This window comes from Actinoplanes sp. DH11 (assembly GCF_020873875.1).
GTDB lineage: Bacteria > Actinomycetota > Actinomycetes > Mycobacteriales > Micromonosporaceae > Actinoplanes.
Genome location: NZ_JAHWGU010000035.1, coordinates 48,172 through 68,221, shown reverse-complemented (window position 1 = coordinate 68,221; position 20,050 = coordinate 48,172). Strand labels below are relative to the sequence as shown.

Sequence of the window (20,050 nt, the reverse complement as noted above, 5' to 3'; positions counted from 1 at the left end):
CGACGTGGCGAACCTCCGTGAGCAGATCATCGCCGAGCTCGGCGTCAAGGCGACAATTTCCCCGGCGGACGAGATCCGGTCCCGGGTCGACTTCCTGAAGGACTACCTGCGATCCACCCCGGCCACCGGGTACGTGCTGGGCATCAGCGGCGGGCAGGACAGCACCCTCGCCGGCAAACTGGCGCAACTGGCGTGCGCGTCGCTGCGGGACGAGGGCCACGACGCCACGTTCGTGGCGGTGCGGCTCCCCTACGGCGTGCAGGCCGACGAGCTGGACGCCCAGGTCGCCCTCGGTTTCATCGAACCGGACCGGTCCATCGCGGTGAACGTGAAACCGAGCTCGGACGCGGTGTCGGCGGAGGCCGCCACCGGGCTCGGCAGCGAGCTGCGGGACTTCGTCCGCGGCAACATCAAGGCCCGGGAACGGATGGTCCTGCAGTACGCGATCGCCGGCCAGCTGAACATGCTCGTGATCGGCACCGACCACGCGGCGGAGGCGGTGACCGGTTTCTTCACCAAGTACGGTGACGGCGGCGTCGACATCACCCCGCTGACCGGCCTCACCAAGCGGCAGGGCGCGGCCCTGCTGCGCGAACTGGGCGCCCCGGAGAGCTGCTGGCAGAAGGTGCCGACCGCCGACCTGGAGGACGACCGGCCGGCGCTGCCGGACGAGGTGGCGCTGGGCGTCACGTACGCCGAGATCGACGACTACCTCGAGGGCAGGGACGTCAAGCCGCAGGTGGCGGAGCGCGTGGAGGGGTTGTTCCTGGGGACGCGCCACAAGCGCACGGTGCCGGTCACCCCGCAGGACGACTGGTGGCGCTGACCCCGAGGGCGTAGAGGACCCGGCCCCGGCGGTATGCCTGGCCGCCTTTGCGCAGCCCCGGCCGGAGACGCGCCAGAATCCGGCCGGCTTCGTCGGGGTGCACGGGTGTGACGCCGACGTCGTGAGCGGTCTCACCGTGGTTCAGCTGCCGGTAGAGGGTGGAGAACGGCATGTCATCGACGACGAAGTTCGGCTCGTGGCGCACGCCGACGTCCCGGACGAAGGCCATCACGTCGGTTCGCACCCGGCCCCACCAGCTGTCCGGCGCTGCCACCGGGCGGTGCAGGAGAGCGAGCAGCACTTCGGCCAGGTCGGCAGCGGCAACGAGCCGCTTGATGCCCCGATCGGCATCGCCGGCGGCATAAGCGCTCAGGGCGGTGCGCACCGCGTCCACCACGTCCTCCCGGATGCCGGACACGAGGACTGGCACGTTGTCGCGGACATAGCGCACCCGGTTGTCCTCGGCCACCAGCCACAACAGCTTCGAGGCGGAGATGGCGACGCCGAGCTCGTCCAGCACGCACGGGCCGAGCGCCTCCTCCACCGTCGCGTCCAGTGGCGCGTCCTGACCGGCCACCACGCCGGGAATGCCGTGGAAGGCGGGGAGCAGAATCACCGGTTCGCTCTCCGCCGCAGGCACCCGGCGCCAGGTCCCGTCGGGCACGTTCCATTCCGGCGGGTAACACTCGTGCAACAGCGTCCGCCAGGTCGCGGCCTCCTCGGCAGGGAGGCGGAGCAGCCCCAGGTGAAGGGATCGCCACTGCCCCGCCGGAGTCTCAACGGGCAGCGGATCCGGGCCGAGAAACCGCTTCACCGTGTCGTCGGTGGCGAACTGCTCGAAAATCACGTCGATCGTGTCATCGATGTCATTCGTGGCGTCGACCACCGCCGGGACCGGGCGCGCCTCCCGTTGTGGTGGCCCGGTGCGCGTGCGGACCCGGACGGACGGTGGTTCGGCGCGCAGGCAGACAACCGCCCTGGGCAACATCACCACCAGATTCCCCTCAGGACTGAAGAAGACCGCGAGAAAGCCCGCCGGGAACCTGAGTGTCTTGACCAGCGCCCCGGTCTCCAGATTCCAGATCGTCACTGTGCTACTGCGGTCGAAGGAGTACCGCACGGCGTAGGAAATTCCCTCGACGGTCGCGCACTGCACATGGTCGGGGCCGTCCCGCAGCGGTTCGTCAACGAATCGGATGCCGTCCGGGGTGGGTGCCACCTCGACCAGCCGCCCGTGGACGACCGCACGGGCCGACCGGTTCCTCGGCGCAAACGTCCTGGACAGCCGGACACCCCATCCGGCTGAAAGACGCCCCAACTCGTGGTCGGAGGCGCGCACTGGAGCCGAGGCGAGCCGGCACCCGTCGCCCGCATCCCACAGCACAGCCTCGTCGTGGCCGGTTATCACTACGCGGCGGCCGGCGAGAACGCCCAGCCCGATGTGGTAGGGCGTGACCCCGGTCGAGACAGTCGTATGCGTCTCGCCGCTCGCCACGGAGCGCACTTCGACCTCCCCGCCGACGTAGGCGACTCCGACCGCGCCGTCCTCACCCAGATCCACGAAACACACCGGCAGGACGTTGCCGTCCGCGTCGCAACGGCGCGCCGACCACGTCGGACTCCACGGCACGCCGCTGCCGTCCGGCCGCCGCGACAACCGGTCGGCCAGATCGGCGCGACCGGCCACGGAGGCCAGGATCGCCAGGTCGGTACGCCGGTCGTCGCCCGCCGCACCCACCTCGGCGACACCTCGCAGCCACTCCACGCCAGCCCCGGCCAGCTGCACCGGATCCGCCGCCACCAGGAACTCGGCGTCCTCCAGCAGCTCGTCCAGCACACCGGCCTCCTGCGCATGCGCGACCACGTGCCGCAGCAGATAGGGCTCGGCGAGCTCCCAGCGGCGCACACCCCAGCCGCCCGGGTCCACGTGGCCGAGCATCGCCCGCAGGACATGCGCCGGCGTGTTCTTCGCGTCCGGTACGCCGGGGCCGGGCTGAAGCCGCAGGTAGTCGGCGAGGCCCTGGTGGAAAAGCCGGTAGAGCGAGGTGCCGTCCACGTCGGTGGCCTGCCGCAGGTAGAATCGGCCGGCCGAGGTCAGCACGTCGTTGATCTCGTCGCGGGTCGGCCCGGGCAGGGTGGGGCCGGCGACCAGCGCACCGGCAACCGCGCCGACGACGGAAGCCGGCATGCCCTCACCGCGGGCGTGCGCGAGCGCCGCCAGGACGGGCCGCAGCCAGCGGATGCCGGCGCGTTCCGCCAGGTCCAGTTCCAGCAGGTCCTCGAGCGTGCGCGGCACCTTGCGGGCGATCTCCCAGGCTTTCCCGCTGTCCTCGACCGGCTTGTACGCGGTGACCAGGTGGTGGGCGTACATCCCGGCGACCAGGAACGCGCCGGGCGGACGTGGCACCGCCTCGGCCAGGGTCTCCGCGACGCCCTGGGCGAACGTGGCGCGGACCGCGGCGTACGCCAGCTTGCCGTAGGGCGGGAAAGCGTAGAGCAGCCGGGCCACATAGAGGTCCAGCTCCCGGGCCAGCCGCTCCACCGGCACATCGTCAAGGTCGATCAGGCTGCCGGCTGACTGAGCCTCCCCCAGCAGCTCCGCGAACTGCTCCCACGGCCGCATCGCGACAAGCAGCCGGCACAGCGGCCGGCCGTCCGCCCGGTCGGTCGTCGCCAGCGGCAGCAGCAACTCGGTGACCAGCGACGACGGCTGCTCGGCCTCGTCCAAGGCGTCGATCACCACCAGTGGCGGCTCACCGGTGCCGGCCGCCAACGCCTCCATCAGTGGCTTGTCCGCCGGCGATCCGAGCTGCGCGGTCACCGACGCGATGACGTCGGCCGTGGTCCGGTGCCGGGCGTGCACGGCCGCGAACCGCTTGTGGACGCGCGGTACCCGCTGCACGTGCCGCCACACCGGCCGGGTGGCCGGGCTGAGCACCGGGTGTGCCGCGCACACCAGGACACCGACCAGCGCGGACTTCCCGGCGCCGGGCCCGCCGGTGACGACCCGCAGGCGGGCCGGGTCGTAGCCGTCGAACCAGTCGGACAGGATCTGCAGCTCGTCGTCGCGGCCGCTGAAGCACCCGGCGGCGGCTCCGCCGTACCCGGAGGCCCTGGTCATGAAGTGTTGTGCGTCAAGGGCCTCGTCGACGTCGGCCAGGAACGGCTCGATGCCGCTGTCCACCTGCGGCCGCGCCTGCACGATCGGCGCCGGCGAGAAGCGTGGGTTGCGGAAGAACGGCAGCTCCACCTCGTCGTCGGCGAGGTCCACCAGGCTGGCGGTGACCTCCTGCGGCAGCCCGTTCTCCCGGGCCGCCAGCTCGGCCACCGCCCGGCGCACCTCACGGGCCAGGGTGCGCAGCGGGATGAACGGCGTGGCCGGCCCGATGTCCACCGTCCCCGTGCGCAACATCTCCAGCACCCCGGCGACGGCCCGGCTGAACCGGCCCGCGAAGGCGCGCGCGTTGGCGTCGCACGCCGCGATCACCCAGGCCCGGCGGTTGCGCAGCGCGGTCAGCTGCCACGGCGCCCGGGTCACGGTCCCGGCGTCGCAGAGGTCCAGCAGGAACAGGGTGCGCGGCAGCCGCGGATCGCTGTCGACCCGCTGGAGCAGCGCGTCCACGTTGTTGAACCCGGCTTCCACGCCGTCCGGACCGAGGATGCACAGCGCGCCGCCGGCGTTCAGGTAGCCGTGGCTGACCACGTGCACGATCAGCAGGTCGTCGGCGGTCAGGCCCTCGCAGGCGCCCCGGATCAGCTCGGCGATCGTGTCACCGGACAGGTCCGTCCCGGGTTCGAGGGTGAGCCGGGCGTACCCGTACGCGTCGAGCGCCCCGGCCACCTCGTCGGCCCGCACCGGCGCGAACGGCAGTCCCCGGTCGCCGGGCCCTTCCGGGGCGCCGCCGAACTCGCCGACCCCGATCGTGAGTGCCCGCAGCCGGGGTTTCCCGGCCGCGCTCATCGGGCACGCCCGTGGACGACACGGCCCGGGCGATACACCTTGCCGTCGGCCTGCTTGAGGATAGGGCGAAGGCAGTGCAGGACCGTGCCCTCCTCGGCGGGGTCGTCGGTCGTGACGGCGATGTCGTTGAGGAGAACTTTCGAGACGAGGAGCTCCGCGTACGGCCAGCCCACCTCGACATCGACGACCTGGAACTCCTTGTCGTGGCGCTGCGCGGCGTCCCGGACGAACGCGGTGGCGCTGTCCTGGACGTTGGCCCACCAGCTGTCCGGCGCCACCGTGGGCCGGTACACCACCGAGCGGAGGACCTCGGCCACCTCGACAGCGCGGTCCGCGACGTCCAGCCTGCCGACAGCGGTCAGGCTCCGGCGCAGGCCATGCAGGGCGAAGAGCAGATGGCTCCGCAACGGCTTCGCGGACGTCGACAGGCTCACCAGGCCGGACCGCTCGGCGTAGAGGGCACGGGGATCCTCGGCGAGAGCCAGGACCTGAGACGCGATCACGGCGATGCCCAAGGTGTCCTCGATGCAGTCGTCCAGGGCGGTCCGCACCATCTCGTCGAGCGGAAGGTCCCGGCCCACCACCAGACCGCGCACCCCCGGGAAGGCGGGAATCAGGACCAGTTGCTGATCCACCGCGGCTGCCACCCTGGACACGTTGGAGCCCTCGGCCGGGCCGGCCGCCGGGATGAAGGGCTCCATCCGGTCGAGCCAGGAGGCGCGAAGCCGGGCCGGCACCCGCAGCAGGCCCCGGTGGAAGGCCACCCACTGCGCGGCCGGGTCCGGGTCCGGTAGCGGCTCCTGTCCAATCCATCGCCGCACGTCGATGTCATTGGCGAAATCCCGCAACACCTCCTCGGCGGAGGCGGGTGCTGACCGGCGCACGCCGGCCGGGCGCGGCGTCACCAGGCGGTCCGAAGGATCGGCGCGCAGGCAGACAACGGCGTCCCGGAACAGGACCAGCAGGTCGCCGCCATGGTCCAAGAAGACGCCGCGGTGTCCGTCGGCGAACGTGATGGTCCGGACGAGAGACATGTCTTCCAGGTTCCAGATCGAGAAGGTACGGGTGTCGTCGAAGGAGTAGCGCACGGCGTGCGGGACGCCGGCGACGACCGCGCACTGCACGTTTACCTGGCCGGGGGGTGCCGGTTCCTCGGCGAATCGGATGCCGTCCGGGGTGGGCGCCACGTGGACCAGTCGTCCGTCGACGACGACGCGGCCCGATGCGTACCTCTTGGCGGGCGTCCCGGCAACTTGGATGCCCCATTCCTCCCACAGGCTCAGCCGGGCGTCCCGGTCGGTGGGCCGGGGTGCCGTGGCCAGCAGGCGCCCGTCGGCCACACTTCGCAGTTCGACCCTGTCACGGCCGGTGATCACGACGCGGTGTCCGGCGAGTAAGCCGACCTGAAGAAAGGTGGGTGCGGCGCCGGCCTGGATCGTCGCCCGCACTTCGCCGGCCGGCACGGACAGCAGGTCGACCCGGCCGTCGGTGTAGGCGACCCCGATCAAGCCATCGTCGCCGACATCGGCGAAGGACACCTGGGCAAGCCCACCGTCCGGCCTCCGGTGGCTTGCCGTCCAGGCCGGACTCCATGGCACGCCGCTGCCGTCCGGCCGCCGTGACAACCGGTCGGCCAGGTCGGTGCGACCGGCGAGGGAGGCCCGGATCGCCAGGTCGGTGCGCCGGTCGTCGCCTGCCGCACCCACCTCCGCGACGCCCCGCAGCCACTCCACGCCGGCACCGGCCAGCTGCACCGGGTCCGCCTCGACCAGGAAACCGGCGTCGTCCAGCAAATCGTCCAGCGCACCGGCCTCCTCGGCGTGCGCGACCGCGTGCCGCAGCAGGTAGGGCTCGGCCAGCTCCCACCGCCGCACACCCCACCCGCCCGGGTCCAGGTGATCGAGGATCGCGCCCCACACAGCGCCCGGTGCCTGCCCCGCACTGACGGCCCCGGGGCCGGGGTGGTCGCGCAGGTGGTCGGTGAGTCCCTGATGGAAGAGCCGGTAGAGCGAGGTCCCGTCGTCGTCGGTGGCCTGCCGCAGGTAGAAGCGCCCGGCGGCGTGCAGCACCTCACCGACCTCCGCGGCGCTCGGTCCGGTCGTCCCCGGCATGAAGGCTCGCGCCGCCGCACCGGCCAGACTCGCCGGCATGCCCGCACCGCGGGCGTGCGCCAGGGCCGCCAGGATCGGCCGCAGCCACGGCGTCCCGGTCCGCGCCGCCAGGTCCAGTTCCAGCAGGTCTTCCAGGGTGCGCGGGACCCGGCGGGCGATCTCCCACACCTTCGCGGTCTCGTCGATCGGCCGGTACGCGGTCACCAGGTGATGCGCGTACATCCCGGCCACCAGGAACGCCCCCGGCGGACGCGGCTCCGCGCGAGCCAAGGCCTCCGCGACACCCTGGGCGAACGTGGCCCGGACGGCCGCGTACTCGATCTTGCCGTAGGGATCGAAGGCATAGAGCAACCGCGACACATAGAGATCGAGTTCGCGGCCCAGCCGCTCCGCCGGCACCTGATCGAGGTCAATCACGGCGGCCCTGCTTAGCAGCCCCCCGAACTCGTCCCACGGACGCGTCGCGACGAGCAGCCGGCAGAGCGGGCGGCCGTCCGCCCGGTCGGTGGTGGCCAGCGGGAGAAGCAGGTCGGTGACCAGGACCTCCGGGTGCTCGGCCTCGTCGAGCGCGTCGATCACCACCAGCGGCGGCTCCCCGGTGCCGGCCGCCAGCGCCGCGACGAGCGGTTCCGCCGCCGGCGCCGCCCGGGGCGGTTCCGCCGCCGGCGCCGCGCGAGGCGGTTCCGTCGCCACTGCCTCGCGAGGCGGTTCCGTCGCCGGTAGGCCGAGCTGCGCGGTCACCGACGCGATCACGTCGGCCGTGGTCCGGTGGCGCGCGTGGACGGCCGCGAACCGCCCGTTGACCCGCGGCACCCGCTGCACGTGCCGCCACACCGGCTCCGTCGCCGCGCTCAGCACCGGGTGCGCCGCGCAGACCAGCACACCGACAAGCGCGCTCTTGCCCGACCCGGGGCCACCGGTCACCACCCGCAACCGGCTGTGGTCGGTGCCGTCGAACCAGTCCGACAGGGTCCGCAACTCGTCCTCGCGACCGCTGAAACACCCGGCCGCCGCACCCCCGTACCCCGAAGCCCTCGTCATGAAATGCCCGGCGTCCAAGGCCTCGTCCACGTCGGCGACAAACGGCTCGATCCCGCTGTCCACCCGCGGGCGCGCCTGCACGATCGGCGCGCGCACGAACCCCGGATTCGGGAAGAACGGCAGGTCGACCGGGTCGTCGGCGATGTCGACGAGGCTGGCGGTGACCTGCTGCGGCATGCCGCCCTCCCGGGCCGCCAGGTTGACGAGTTCGCGCCGGATCTCCCGGGCGACGGTCGGCAGCGGGATGAACGGCGTGGCCGGCCCGATGTCGAGGCCGCCGGCGTGCAGGGTCTGGAGCACAGCGGCGACGGCCCGGCTGAACCGTCCGCCGTACGCCAGCTCGTTCGCCTCGCAGGCCGCGATCACCCAGGCCCGCCGTTTGGTCCGGCCACTCACCTGCCAACTGGCGCGCGGCACGCTCCCGGCGTGGCAGAGATCGAGAAGGAAGAGGGTACGGGGCAGATGATCATTCGTCTCCACCCACTCGACCAGGGTGTCGACGTTGTTGAGGCCGGTACGTTCCCCGTCCGGTCCCAGGATGCACAGGGCGCCGGAGCGCAGCCGATACCCGTGGCTGACCACGTGCACGATCAGCAGGTCGGCAGGGTCGAGCGCCAGGTACGCCTCCCGGATCAGATCCTCGACGCCGTTGCCGGTGGCTTTCGGGGCGGACGAGCCGGTTCGCGCGTACCCGTAGCCGACGAGCGCCTTCGCCACGTCGTCGGCGCACTGCGGCGCGAACGGCAGCAGGGTGCCGCCGCCCGGGCCGAACCGCTCGATCCCGATCGTCAGCACCCGCAGCCGGGCGGGCCGTCCCGCGGTCACCGCGCCCGCCCGTAGACGACCCGGCCCGGCCGGTGGACCGTGCCGTCACCGGCGCGCAGGCTCGGCCGCAGGCAGTGCAGGACCGCACCCACGTCGGCCGGGTCGTCCACGGGCACCCCGATGTCGTACTGCTGCACGGTCTCCCCTGCCTTGACGAGCTCCTGGTGGGACGCCGCGCGGGCCAAATCGTCGGCCCACAGGTCGGACGCGGTCGCGGCGATGTGCCGGACGAAGGTGGTGGTCTCGTCCAGCACCCCGGCCCACCAGCTGTCCGCCGCGACCGGCGGTAGGTGCAGCACCGAACGCAGCGCGTCGGCGAGCTCTACTGCCCGCTCGACGGTGGTCCGTCCGGGGGTGTCGACGGACTGCTGGAAAGCCGCCAGCCGGTTGTGGATCAGACTCCGGATCAGTTCCCGGCCGGCCGGGGCGGGCACCAGCGCGTCGAAGTCCGCGACCAGGGCGGTGGGGTCGACGGCGGCGAGCCAGAGAACCTGCGTACCGATGGTGGCGAGCCTCGGGTACTTCGCCAGCCGGTCGCCGAGCGCGTCGATGACCACGGCCGCCGCGGGCGCGTAGTTGACGGCTGCGACACCGGGCTCGCCGTGGAACGCCGGGATGAGCACCTGGGCGGTCGCCGCCTTCGCGGGCAGCCTGATCCAGTCGTCGCCGGGGACCGTCCAGCCGGCCGGGAACTCGTACTCCATCCGCCGTCGCCAAGCCGTCGCCAGGTCCGCCGGGAGCCGGAGCAGGCCGAGGTGGAAGGCGCGCCAGCGCAGCGCGGGGGTGTGGCCGGGCACCGGATCGGATCCCAGATGACGCCGGATCACGGCATCCCCGGCGAAGTCGCCGAGCACCTGATCGACACCGGTGCCCGCCGGGAACGGCCGCTCAGCCGGTGACGCCGTTGGTGTGGGTACGACCCGGGCCGGGCGGGCCGGTTCGATCGTGGGCGGCGGCGCGGCCCGCAGGCAGGTGACCGCGGCTTCGGTCCGGATCAGCAGATCCCCGTCGGTGCAGGCCAGCATGCCCTGCCGGCCTTCCGGCAGGGTGACGGTACGGATCACCGATCGGCTCTCCAGGTTCCAGACGGAGACCACGCGATCGGCCTCGAAGCTGAGGCGCACCGCGTGGGGCACCCCGTCGACGGTCACGCACCACACCCGGCCCCGCGATTCTGGCGGCCCTACCCTGCCGACGTGGATCCCAGCTGGCGTGCAGAACACCTCGACCAGTTCCCCGCGCACAACGGCCGGTGCCGAGTTTGCGTCCCGCTCCAACAGCTCGGTGAGCCGCACACCCCATCGGCCGCGCAATTCCCGCCGCTCGTGATTGTCGGCCGGCCGGGGCGCCGACGCCAGCTCCTGCCCGCTCACCCCGTCATAGAGAACGGCCGAGCCCGCGAACTCGGTGATCAGCACGCGCTGACCGGCGACCGCACCGATCCGGAGGTATCTGGCCTCCGACGGGGTCGTGATCGTCAGCAGAACCTCGCCGGTCGCCCGAGACAACACGTCGACCCGGCCGTCCCGGTAGGCGACCGCGGCGGTACCGCTGCTGCTCTGCGCCATGGCACTGACGGGTACGCCGCCGCGCTGCGCCGACCAGGCCGGGCTCCACGGCAGGCCCTGACCGTCCGGCCGCCGGGACAGCCGCTCGCGCAGCCCGGTCTCCCCCGCGATGGACGCGGCGATCGCCAGCTGGGTCCGGCGGTCCTCCCCCGGCGGTACGGCGTCCTCGACCTGCCGGAGCCAGCCGTTCCGGACCTCATCCAGCTGCGCCCACTCCACCGCGACCAGGAACTCCGTGTCACCGAGCAGCTCGCCCACAACGCCGGCATCCTGGGCGTGCTGGACCGCGTGCCGCCGCAGGTACGGTTCGGCCAGATCCCACCGGCGCACACCCCACCCGCCCGGGTCGAGGCGTCCGAGCATCGCCCGGAACACCGCACCCGCCACGTCGGCGGCGGCCGGTGCCCCCGGGCCGGGCTGCTGCCGCAGATGGTCGGCGAGGCCCTGGTGGAACAGCCGGTAGAGCGAGGTTCCGTCCACGTCGGTGGCCTGCCGCAGGTAGAACCGGCCGGCCGTGTCGACCACCTCGCTGATCTCGGCGGCGCTCGGGCCGGCCGTCCCCGGCGCGAAGGCTCGCGCCGCCGCACCGGCCAGACTCGCCGGCATGCCCGCACCGCGGGCGTGCGCCAGGGCCGCCAGGATCGGCCGCAGCCACGGCGTCCCGGTCCGCGCCGCCAGGTCCAGTTCCAGCAGGTCTTCCAGGGTGCGCGGGACCCGGCGGGCGATCTCCCACACCTTCGCGGTCTCGTCGATCGGCCGGTACGCGGTCACCAGGTGATGCGCGTACATCCCGGCCACCAGGAACGCCCCCGGCGGACGCGGCTCCGCGCGAGCCAAGGCCTCCGCGACACCCTGGGCGAACGTGGCCCGGACGGCCGCGTACTCGATCTTGCCGTAGGGATCGAAGGCATAGAGCAACCGCGACACATAGAGATCGAGTTCGCGGCCCAGCCGCTCCGCCGGCACCTGATCGAGGTCAATCACGGCGGCCCTGCCGAGCAGCTCCGCGAACTCCTCCCACGGACGCGTCGCCACCAGCAGCCGGCACACCGGCCGCCCGTCCGCCCGGTCGGTGATGGCCAGCGGAAGCAACAGGCGGGACACCAGGGCAGCCGGGTTCTCGGCCTCGTCCAGTGCGTCGATCACCACCAGCGGCGGCTCGCCGGTGTGCTGCGCCAGCTGCGCCGGCAGCGGTGCCGACGTATCCAGTTCCAGCTGGGCCACCAGGGACGCCACCACGTCGTCCACGGTCCGGTGCCGCACGTGCACCGCCGCGAACCGCCCGTTGACCCGCGGCACCCGTTGCACGTGCCGCCACACCGGCTCGGTGGCGGTGCTCAGCTTCGGATGCGCCGCGCAGACCAGCACACCCACCAGCGCGCTCTTGCCCGATCCCGGACCACCGGTCACCACCCGCAACCGACCCTGGTCAGCGCCGTCGAACCAGTCCGACAACGCCCGCAACTCATCCTCGCGACCACTGAAACACCCGGCAGCCGCACCCCCGTACCCCGAAGCCCTCGTCATGAAATGCCCGGCATCCAAAGCCTCGTCCACATCGGCGACAAACGGCTCGACCCCGCTGTCCACCCGCGGGCGCGCCTGCACGATCGGCGCGCGCACGAACCCCGGATTCGGGAAGAACGGCAGATCCAGCGGGTCGTCGGCCATGTCCACCAGGCTCGACGTGACCTGCTGCGGCATCCCGTTCTCGCTGGTCGCCAGGCTGATCAACGCACGCCGGATCTCCCGGGCCACGGTGGGCAGCGGGATGAACGGCGTCGCCGGCCCGATGTCCAGCCCACCCGCACTCAGCGTCCGCAGCACACCGGCGACGGCTCTGCTGAAACGCCCGCCGTACGCGAGCCGGTTCGCCTCACACGCCGCGATCACCCAGGCGCGGCGCTGCGCCAGCGCCTGCACCTGCCAGGCGGCGCGCGGCACGCTCCCGGCATGGCAGAGATCGAGAAGGAAGAGAGTACGGGGTACGCCCGGATCGCTGTCCACCCGGCGCATCAGGCCGTCCACCGTGTTGAAGCCCGTCTCGGCGCCGTCCGGTCCGAGGACGCAGAGGAACCCGCCGGCGTCCAGGTAACCGTGGCTGACCACATGCACGACCAGCAGATCCTCGGACCCCAGCCCGGCGTACGCCCGCTCGACCAGCTCACCCACAGCGTTCCCGGTGGCGTCGGCGGCCACGCCCGCGTCGAGCGGCTCGTACCCGAAGGCGCCGAGCGCGTCCGCCACCTCCCCGGCCCGGGCCCCCGCGAACGGCAGCGCCCGGTCCCCTTCCTCCCCGGCACCGAACCGCTCGATGCCGATGGTGAGCGCCCGCAGCCGCCCGCGCCCGCCGCTCACGCGTCACCCCGGCCATAGATGACCCGGCCCCACCGATGTACCACGCCGCCGGACGCGACCACCGCCGGACGCAGCACGTCGAGGACCTTGCCCTCGTCACCGGGCATCGCGATGTCCTGCTTCCGATTTGTCTCGTCCCGGGCCCGGAGATCCTGGTAGAGGGCACCGACGGCCAGAGTCCGCACCTGCAGGTTCGATGCGTGTCGGTCGGCCGCCACGGCAGCGAAGTCCATGGCGACCGTCCGGGCCCTGGCCCACCAGCTCCGCGGTTCGGGCGCCGGGTGGTGCACTATCGAGCGCAGCGCCTCGGCGAGCCGGACAGCTCCCACGACCTGCCTGTCACCGGCACCGGCCGGCATGACGTCGTTGTACTCGGCGACCCGCTTGCTCAGCATCGCCTCGAACGTGCCCGCCGAACCTTTCGCCGGCACCAGGCCACCCACGTCGGCGAACAGAGCCGCACTGTCCACGGACGCCAGCCACAACATCTGGTCGGCGATGACCGACAGTCGGTGCCGGTCCACGAACATGGACCTGTTCTCCTCAGACTTCGCCAGCGGCGGCAGCAGGATCATCGGGGAGGGCCGTACCCCGTTGTCCGCCACCACACCGGGCATGTCCGCATAAGCGGGAAGAAGGACAGTGCGCCCGCTGCCCAGTGATGGCAGCCTTGTCCAGCTTTGGTCGACAGTCCACCACCGCGCTGGGACGCACTCCAGCATGCGCGCCCGCCACAGCTCGCTCAGCGCGGGCGGCAGGCGCAGCAGCCCGAGGTGGAACGACCGCCAATCGGCCTTGACTTTGCCGGTGGGGAGGGGCTTGTCGCCGAGGTGCATCCGTACCGAAGGATCGGCGGCGAAGTCGGCGAACACTGCCCGGATCCGTTCCTTGGTCGGGTCCGGTGGCAGCGGCAGCGGTTTCTGGACCATGCTCTTCGGCGCGGACCGGGCCGCCTCCGGTGGTGGGGCGGCGGCGGGCTTCGGTGTGGCGCGCGGGGAAGCGGCCGCGACGGGCGGTGGTACGGCGCGCAGGTAGGTGGCGGCGCCCTCCATCCGGACGAACAGGTCGCCGCCGGGATGGACCAGCAGGCCGAGCCGGTCCGCCGGCAGCCGGATCACGGCGACCCGGGTCTTCGTCTCCAGGTTCCAGATCGACAGCTCGCGCGGGTCCTCGTCGGTGAACCGGACCGCGTGCGGCACCCCGCCGACCGAGGTACAGAGGACCCAGCCGATGCCTTCGGGCGCCGGATCGGCGGTCAGAGCGACACCGTCGGCGGTGCAGGCGACTTCGACCAGCCGGCCGTGCACGACGGCCGGGGCTGAGGGCCGCGGCCAGGATTGGGTCTCCCCGTACCGCACCCCCCACCGGGTGTAGAGCTCGCGCCACTGGTGGTCGTCGGCGGGCAGATCGGCGGTGGCCAGGCGACCGAGGCGGTGGGCTCCCGGGTCCGCGGCGGCCCGGTCGTCCGTCACATCCCAGAGTTCCGCCTGTTCCGTCCAGGCGACGACCACCGGCCGGTCCGCGATCGCACCGATCAGCAGGCTCTCCGTCGGCCCGGACAGCGTGATCGTCCGCATCGTCGCACCTGTCGCCGCGGAGCGCACCTCGACCCGGCCGTCCGCGTACGCGACAGCCGCCCGCCCGTCGAAGTCCAGCGCGATCCGGGTTGCCGCCAGCTCCGTGCCGGCCGGGCCGGTTCCCCGCGCCGACCAGGCCGGGCTCCACGGCAGGCCGTCGCCGTCGGGCCGCCGGGACAGCGGCGGCACGAGGTGGTCCTGGCCGGCGACCGAGGCGGCGATCGCGAGCAGGCGGCGCCGTTGCTCCCCGGGCGGCCCGCATTCGTCCAGACCGAGGGGCCGCAGCCCGGCGAGTTGCCCGGCGTCTGCGTGGACCAGGAACTCCGGGTCCCCGAGGAGCACCCCGGCCGCCCCGGCCTCGGCGGCGTGCGCGGCCGCGTGCCGCAACAGGTACGGTTCGGCAAGATCCCACCGCCGCAATCCCCGGCCGCCGGGGTCGAGGTGCGCGAGCATCGCGGCGAACAGCCGCCCGGCGACACCCTCGGCGCCATCGGCCACGGCCATCGGCTGCCGCCGCAGATGGTCGGCGAGGCCCTGGTGGAACAGCCGGTAAAGAGACGTACCGTCCACGTCGGTGGCCTGTCGCAGGTAGAACCGGCCGGCCGAGTTCAGCACTTCGTTGATCTCGTCGCTGGTAGGACCGGACAGGGTGGGATCGGCGGCCAGCGCGCGGGCTGCCGCAGCGGCGACACCGGCCGGCATGCCCTCGCCACGGGCGTGCGCGAGCGCGGCCAGGACGGGTCGCAGCCAGCGGGTCTCGCTGCGGGACGCCAGGTCGAGCTCGAGCAGGTCCTCCAGTGTGCGCGGGACCCGGCGGGCGATCTCCCACACCTTGGCGGTCTCGTCGATCGGCCGGTACGCGGTGACCAGATGATGCGCGTACATCCCGGCCACCAGGAACGCCCCCGGCGGACGCGGCTCCGACCGCGCCAGGGTCACCGCGACGACCTGAGCGAACGTCGCGCGGGCGGCCGCGTACTCCGGCTCGCCGTAGGGATTGAAGGCGTAGAGCAGGCGGGACACATAGAAGTCCAGTTCGCGGCCCAGCCGCTCCGCCGGCACGTCGTCCAGGTCGACCAGACCCCCGGCTGCGCGTGCCGGCTCCAGCAGCGACGCGAACTCGTCCCACGGCCGCATCGCGACAAGCAGCCGGCACAGCGGCCGCCCGTCGGCCCGGTCGGTCGTCGCCAGCGGCAGCAACAAGCCGGTGATCAACTCGGTCGGCTGTTCGGCCTCGTCCACGCCGTCGATCGCCACGAGCGGCGGCTCACCGGTGTGCTGCGCCAACCGGTCCAGCAGGGGCCGGTCGGCCGGTAGCTCCAGTTGCGCGACAAGCGACGCGGCCGTCTCGGCTTCGGTGCGGTGGCGGGCGTGCACGGCCGCGAAGCCCGGGTTGACCCGCGGCACCCGCTGCACGTGCCGCCACACCGGCTCGGTCGCCGCGCTCAGCTTCGGATGCGCCGCACAGACCAGCACACCCACCAGCGCACTCTTGCCCGACCCGGGACCACCGGTCACCACCCGCAACCGACGTTGATCAACACCGTCGAACCAGTCCGACAATGTCCGCAACTCATCCTCGCGACCGCTGAAACACCCGGCAGCCGCACCCCCGTACCCCGAAGCCCTCGTCATGAAATGCCCGGCATCGAGCGCCTCGTCCACGTCGGCCACAAACGGCTCGACACCGCTGTCCACCCGCGGGCGCGCCTGCACGATCGGCGCGTCGACCATCCTCAGGTTCGGGAAGAACGGCAGGTCCAGCGGGTCGTCAGCGAGGTCGACCAGGCTCGACGTGACGTACTGCCGCAGGCCGGGTTCGCGCGCGGTGAGTTCGAGGAGGGCGCGGCGGATCGCGCGAGCGACGGTGGGCAGCGGCAGGTACGGCACGGCCGGCGCGATGTCGACGTCGCGCAGCACCGTGGCGACGGCCTGGCTGAACCGCCCGGCGAAGGCCTTCTTGTCCGCCTCGCAGGCGGCGATCACCCAGGCGCGGCGCTCATCCAGCGAGACGATCTGCCAGGCGGCGCGCGGCAGGCTGCCGGCATGGCAGAGGTCGAGCAGGAAGAGGGTACGGGGTAGCCGCTCGTCGCTGTCGATCCGCTGGACCAGGGCGTCGATGTTGTCGGTCCCGCTCTCGGCACCATCCGGTCCGAGCAGGCACAGCGCACCGGCCTTGTTGAGGTAGCCGTGGCCGACCACGTGCACGATCAGCAGGTCATCGGGGCCGAGCCCACGGCAGCCGTCGCGGACGGCGGTGCCGAGCAGGTCACCGTCGGCCGCGGAGGTGTCCGCCAGGATGTGCCGGCGGTACCCGTACGGGATGAGCGCCTCGGCCACCTCGTCCGCCCGCGGCGACGCGAAGGACAACGCGGGGTAAGGATCTGGAAGCTCTGGGTCACCGGACGTGGCGAAGTGACCGATTCCGATGGCGATGACCCGCAGCCGGCGGGCGGCGGGCTCGTCGATGACGGCGGTCACAGCGTCCACCATAGATCTAACGCCGGGCCGCACCGGGTCACCCTTTCGCGCCTATCGTGCACCGGCCGGTCGGCCAGGTCACCACCCGCAGGTGTACGGGGTACAAGCGCTAGTTGTGACTCCACAACATCATGGCAGCTACCGGGCCCGGCGATCGGCGAGCATCGTGGCACCGTGAGCCTGCTGACCCGTCCCGCCGCGCCAACCGCGACGCCCCCGACACCCGTGCCGTCCCCGGCGCCGACCCCGAACTGGTTCGCCTCGGTGATGGCGACCGGCATCGTCGCGACCGCCGCCGTGACCCTGCCCGTCGGCGGTGGGGTGCTGCGGCCGTTCGCGACAGTGGTCTGGCTGCTCGCCACCGCCCTGCTCACGCTGCTGCTGGTCCGGACGGCGCGCCGGCACCGGACCGCCCTGGCGCACGGCGCGGACCCGGTGATGGCCAACTTCTACGGTGCCCCGCCGATGGCCCTGCTCACCGTGGGCGCCGGAACCCTGCTGCTCGGCCCGGCCCTGATCGGCAACCGGGTCGCCGTGATCGTCTCGTCGGTGCTCTGGCTGGCCGGCACGCTGACCGGCCTGGGCAGCGCGATCGCCGTGCCCTACCTCCGGTTCACCCGGCACGCCGCGGCGGTCGCCGCGGCCCGGCCGGTGAACGGCGGCTCGCCCGGCGACGACGCGTTCGGCGGCTGGCTGATGCCAGTGGTGCCGCCGATGGTCTCGGCCGCAACCGGCGCGCTGCTGGTGCCGCACGTCCCGGCCGGGCAGCCGCGACTCACCCTGCTGCTGGCCTGCTACGCGATGTTCGGGCTCAGCCTGATCGCGGCGCTTATCGTGACCACACTGATCTGGCAGCGGCTGGCCGTGCACGCGACGGGGCCGGCCAGGATGGTGCCGACCCTCTGGATCGGACTGGGCCCGATCGGTCAGGCGATCACGGCGGCGAACCTGCTCGGTTCCGTCGCACCGGCGGTGCTGCCCGACCCGTACGCCCAAGGCTTCGCCGCCCTCGGCGTCGTCCTCGGCGTGCCACTCTGGGGTTTCGCGCTCCTCTGGGGAAGCCTGGCGCTGGCGGTGACCGTGCGCACCGTCCGCCGCGGCCTGCCGTTCTCACTGACCTGGTGGTCGTTCACCTTCCCGGTCGGCACCTGCGTGACCGGCACGTCGGCGCTGGCCGTCCGGACCGGCTCCGACATGTTCACCGTCGTCGCCGTCCTGCTCTACGCCGCCCTGGTGGCGGCCTGGCTCACGGTCGGCGTGCGCACGCTGCGGGATCTGCGCGATTCCACCGTGCGGGTGCCGTTCCCGGCCCGCCCGCAGCGTTCCGCCCCGGCGGCGCGTTAATCCCTGCCGCCGCACCGGAATACGAGATCAACTATCCGGATCGGCGTGAAAATCGCGAAAAACTGCCGCTGGAGATTCGTTTTCCGGCACCCGGAAAACGGTACAGTCGCGCTGCACGGATATGGTCCCGGCCATGCGTCGAATGCTTTTCCTTCCCGTTGTTCTGCTGATCCTTTCCGGCTGCGGCGCGGAGCCCGCCGAGGCACCCGCGGCCGCGCCGGCCGGCGCCGACCCGGACCGGGCGGCCTGCCACGCGGTGAGCGAGGTCAATGAGGCCAAGGCGCACCTCGACCCGGCACGTACCGGGCAGGCAGCGCAGGTCGCGGCCCAGGCCTCGCAGCAGGCGATCCGCGAGGCGGCGGGCACAGTCCGCGAGACCAGCGCGGCAGTCGCGGCCGCCGCACCGAAGCCGGCCGAGACGCTGAACGTCGCGATGGCCCAGGCCTGGCTGGACCTGGCCGGGGCGTGCGGAAAGGTCTACGGCGAAGCCCCTTGGTGAGCGGCGACCCGAACAACTGAAAGCCACGCCGGCGCGTCCGGAAAGGATCACTGCGCGGTTCATTCCGGGCACGCCGGCGTCGGTTTCGGCAGGCCGGCGTCGCTTTCGGAAGGGCGGCGTCGCTTCGGAAGGGCGGTCTCGGTTCCGGCACACCGGCGTCGCTTTCAGCAGGGCGGTCTCGGTTCCGGCACACCGGCGTCGCTTTCAGCAGGCCGGGTCTCGGGGTCGGCAGGCCGGTCTCGGTTCCGGCAGGCCGGCGCAACAGGCGTTGCCCTTCGACGCCCGGGCGCCCCTATGGTTTCGCAGCCGTGATTGCGAGCTTTAAGGCGTTTTGCACCGGCCGGAGTCGCGGTGCGCGAGCATGGCGTCCAGGGTGCCGATGCGGCAGCGGGCGAGGCAGTTGCGAGCGGCATCGTGCTTCTCGGCCCCGGCTCCCAGGCGGTAGCGCGATCAGCTGCGTTGCGTCCGCGGCGGTGTTGATCTGCTAGCGCTACGAAAACGCTGTGATCATGGGGTTGAAACCGCGATTTCGCATCGCTAGCAGATCAACATCTCGCCAGGGCCGACGTGCGCGACCGAGCCGCACTCGACTGGGGACGATCGCAAGGACAACGGGCACGGCGGTGGGTCCGGTTCACCCGGCAGCCGATCCTCACCGGCGGTCCGGGCGTGGCCGGAACGATGCGGATTCCTGACCGACGTGGCGATCGGGATCGGCGGCGCGGATCGATAGGGTGCGATGAGACGCCGACCGCGTGCCCACCTCCGCCCATCGAGACGGGCCGGCGGGCGCCGTAACCGCCCTCAGGAGGGATCGTGACGAGTCCGCAGACGCCCGGCGACCCGCACCAGCCCGGCCCGTATCAGCCCGGCCCGCACCAGACCGACCCGCACCAGACCGACCCGCACCAGCCCGGCGCGCACCAGACCGACCCACACCAGCTTGGCGTGCATCAGCCTGGCGCGCAGCAGACCGACCCACACCAGGCCGACCCGCACAAGACCTATCAGCACCAGCCCGACCGGGACCAGGCCGACCGGCATGGAACTGATCCGCGCCAGGACGATCAGCACCACGCGGATCCGCGGCAGCCGGATCTGCGGCAGCCTGGCCCGCCGCGACCACCGGGCCGGCCGCAACCTCCGCAGCCCGGCCAGCCCTACCCCGGGATCTCTTACTCGGCTGCACCCATCGGGTGGCCGACCGCCCCGGGATGGGACGCGAACCGGACAGCGACCACCCCGGCCGCTACCGTGCCAGGCGCCACCCCACCGGGCGCGACCGTTCACGGCACGACCGTCCCAGGTGCGACGGCGCCGGATGGGAGCGCGCCGGGTGCGCCCTGGCCAGGCTTCACCGGACCGAACGCGGCAGATCCGGACGCCCCAGTGCCGGGCAGCCCAGTGCCGGGCAGCCCAGTGCCGGGCGGCCCAGGGCCAGGCAGCCCAGTGCCGGGCA

The 20,050-nt window shown here is 72.6% G+C and carries 8 protein-coding genes; 3 read left to right on the top strand and 5 right to left on the bottom strand.

The window, feature by feature from the left end; genetic code table 11:
- The first annotated feature begins 4 nt into the window (after positions 1-4).
- Positions 5-826, top strand: a complete 822-nt coding sequence (gene nadE, locus LPA41_RS35470; RefSeq protein WP_229075628.1) for an ammonia-dependent NAD(+) synthetase — start codon at positions 5-7, stop codon at positions 824-826.
- Here nadE and LPA41_RS35465 read toward each other — a convergent pair.
- The 4 genes from LPA41_RS35465 to LPA41_RS35450 are packed head-to-tail and all read right to left on the bottom strand — an operon-like array spanning position 798 to position 16,748.
- Complete coding sequence (locus LPA41_RS35465; protein WP_229075627.1) at positions 798-4,787, bottom strand: ATP-binding protein; 3,990 nt, start codon at positions 4,785-4,787, stop codon at positions 798-800. The genes nadE and LPA41_RS35465 overlap by 29 nt on opposite strands.
- Positions 4,784-8,764: an ATP-binding protein gene (locus LPA41_RS35460; RefSeq protein ID WP_229075626.1), complete on the bottom strand. Its 3,981-nt coding sequence runs from the start codon at positions 8,762-8,764 to the stop codon at positions 4,784-4,786. The genes LPA41_RS35465 and LPA41_RS35460 overlap by 4 nt, the downstream gene beginning before the upstream one ends.
- Positions 8,761-12,690, bottom strand: a complete 3,930-nt coding sequence (locus LPA41_RS35455) for an AAA family ATPase (RefSeq protein WP_229075625.1) — start codon at positions 12,688-12,690, stop codon at positions 8,761-8,763. Before LPA41_RS35455 ends, LPA41_RS35460 begins: the two co-directional genes overlap by 4 nt.
- On the bottom strand, positions 12,687-16,748 hold the full coding sequence (locus tag LPA41_RS35450) for an ATP-binding protein (protein WP_229075624.1): 4,062 nt from the start codon (positions 16,746-16,748) through the stop codon (positions 12,687-12,689). The genes LPA41_RS35455 and LPA41_RS35450 overlap by 4 nt, the downstream gene beginning before the upstream one ends.
- 174 nt (positions 16,749-16,922) lie before the next feature.
- On the opposite strand from LPA41_RS35450, the gene LPA41_RS35445 reads away from it, so the two are divergent.
- Positions 16,923-18,092, top strand: a complete 1,170-nt coding sequence (locus LPA41_RS35445; protein ID WP_229075623.1) for a TDT family transporter — start codon at positions 16,923-16,925, stop codon at positions 18,090-18,092.
- A 133-nt stretch (positions 18,093-18,225) separates the two neighbouring features.
- The gene (locus tag LPA41_RS35440) at positions 18,226-18,591 is read left to right on the top strand and encodes a hypothetical protein (protein WP_229075622.1); all 366 of its coding nucleotides are present in this window, start codon (positions 18,226-18,228) and stop codon (positions 18,589-18,591) included.
- Positions 18,592-19,395: 804 nt separating this feature from the next.
- Here the strand turns inward: LPA41_RS35440 and LPA41_RS35435 are convergent.
- Positions 19,396-19,731, bottom strand: coding sequence for a hypothetical protein (locus tag LPA41_RS35435; protein ID WP_229075621.1), 336 nt, complete (start codon positions 19,729-19,731; stop codon positions 19,396-19,398).
- Positions 19,732-20,050: the final 319 nt, after the last annotated feature.

Excerpts from the sequence above, each read along its gene's own strand:
- LPA41_RS35440 (WP_229075622.1), top strand. The coding sequence starts at position 18,226 with ATGCGTCGAATGCTTTTCCTTCCCGTTGTTCTGCTGATCCTTTCCGGC.
- LPA41_RS35465 (WP_229075627.1), bottom strand. The coding sequence starts at position 4,787 with ATGAGCGCGGCCGGGAAACCCCGGCTGCGGGCACTCACGATCGGGGTC.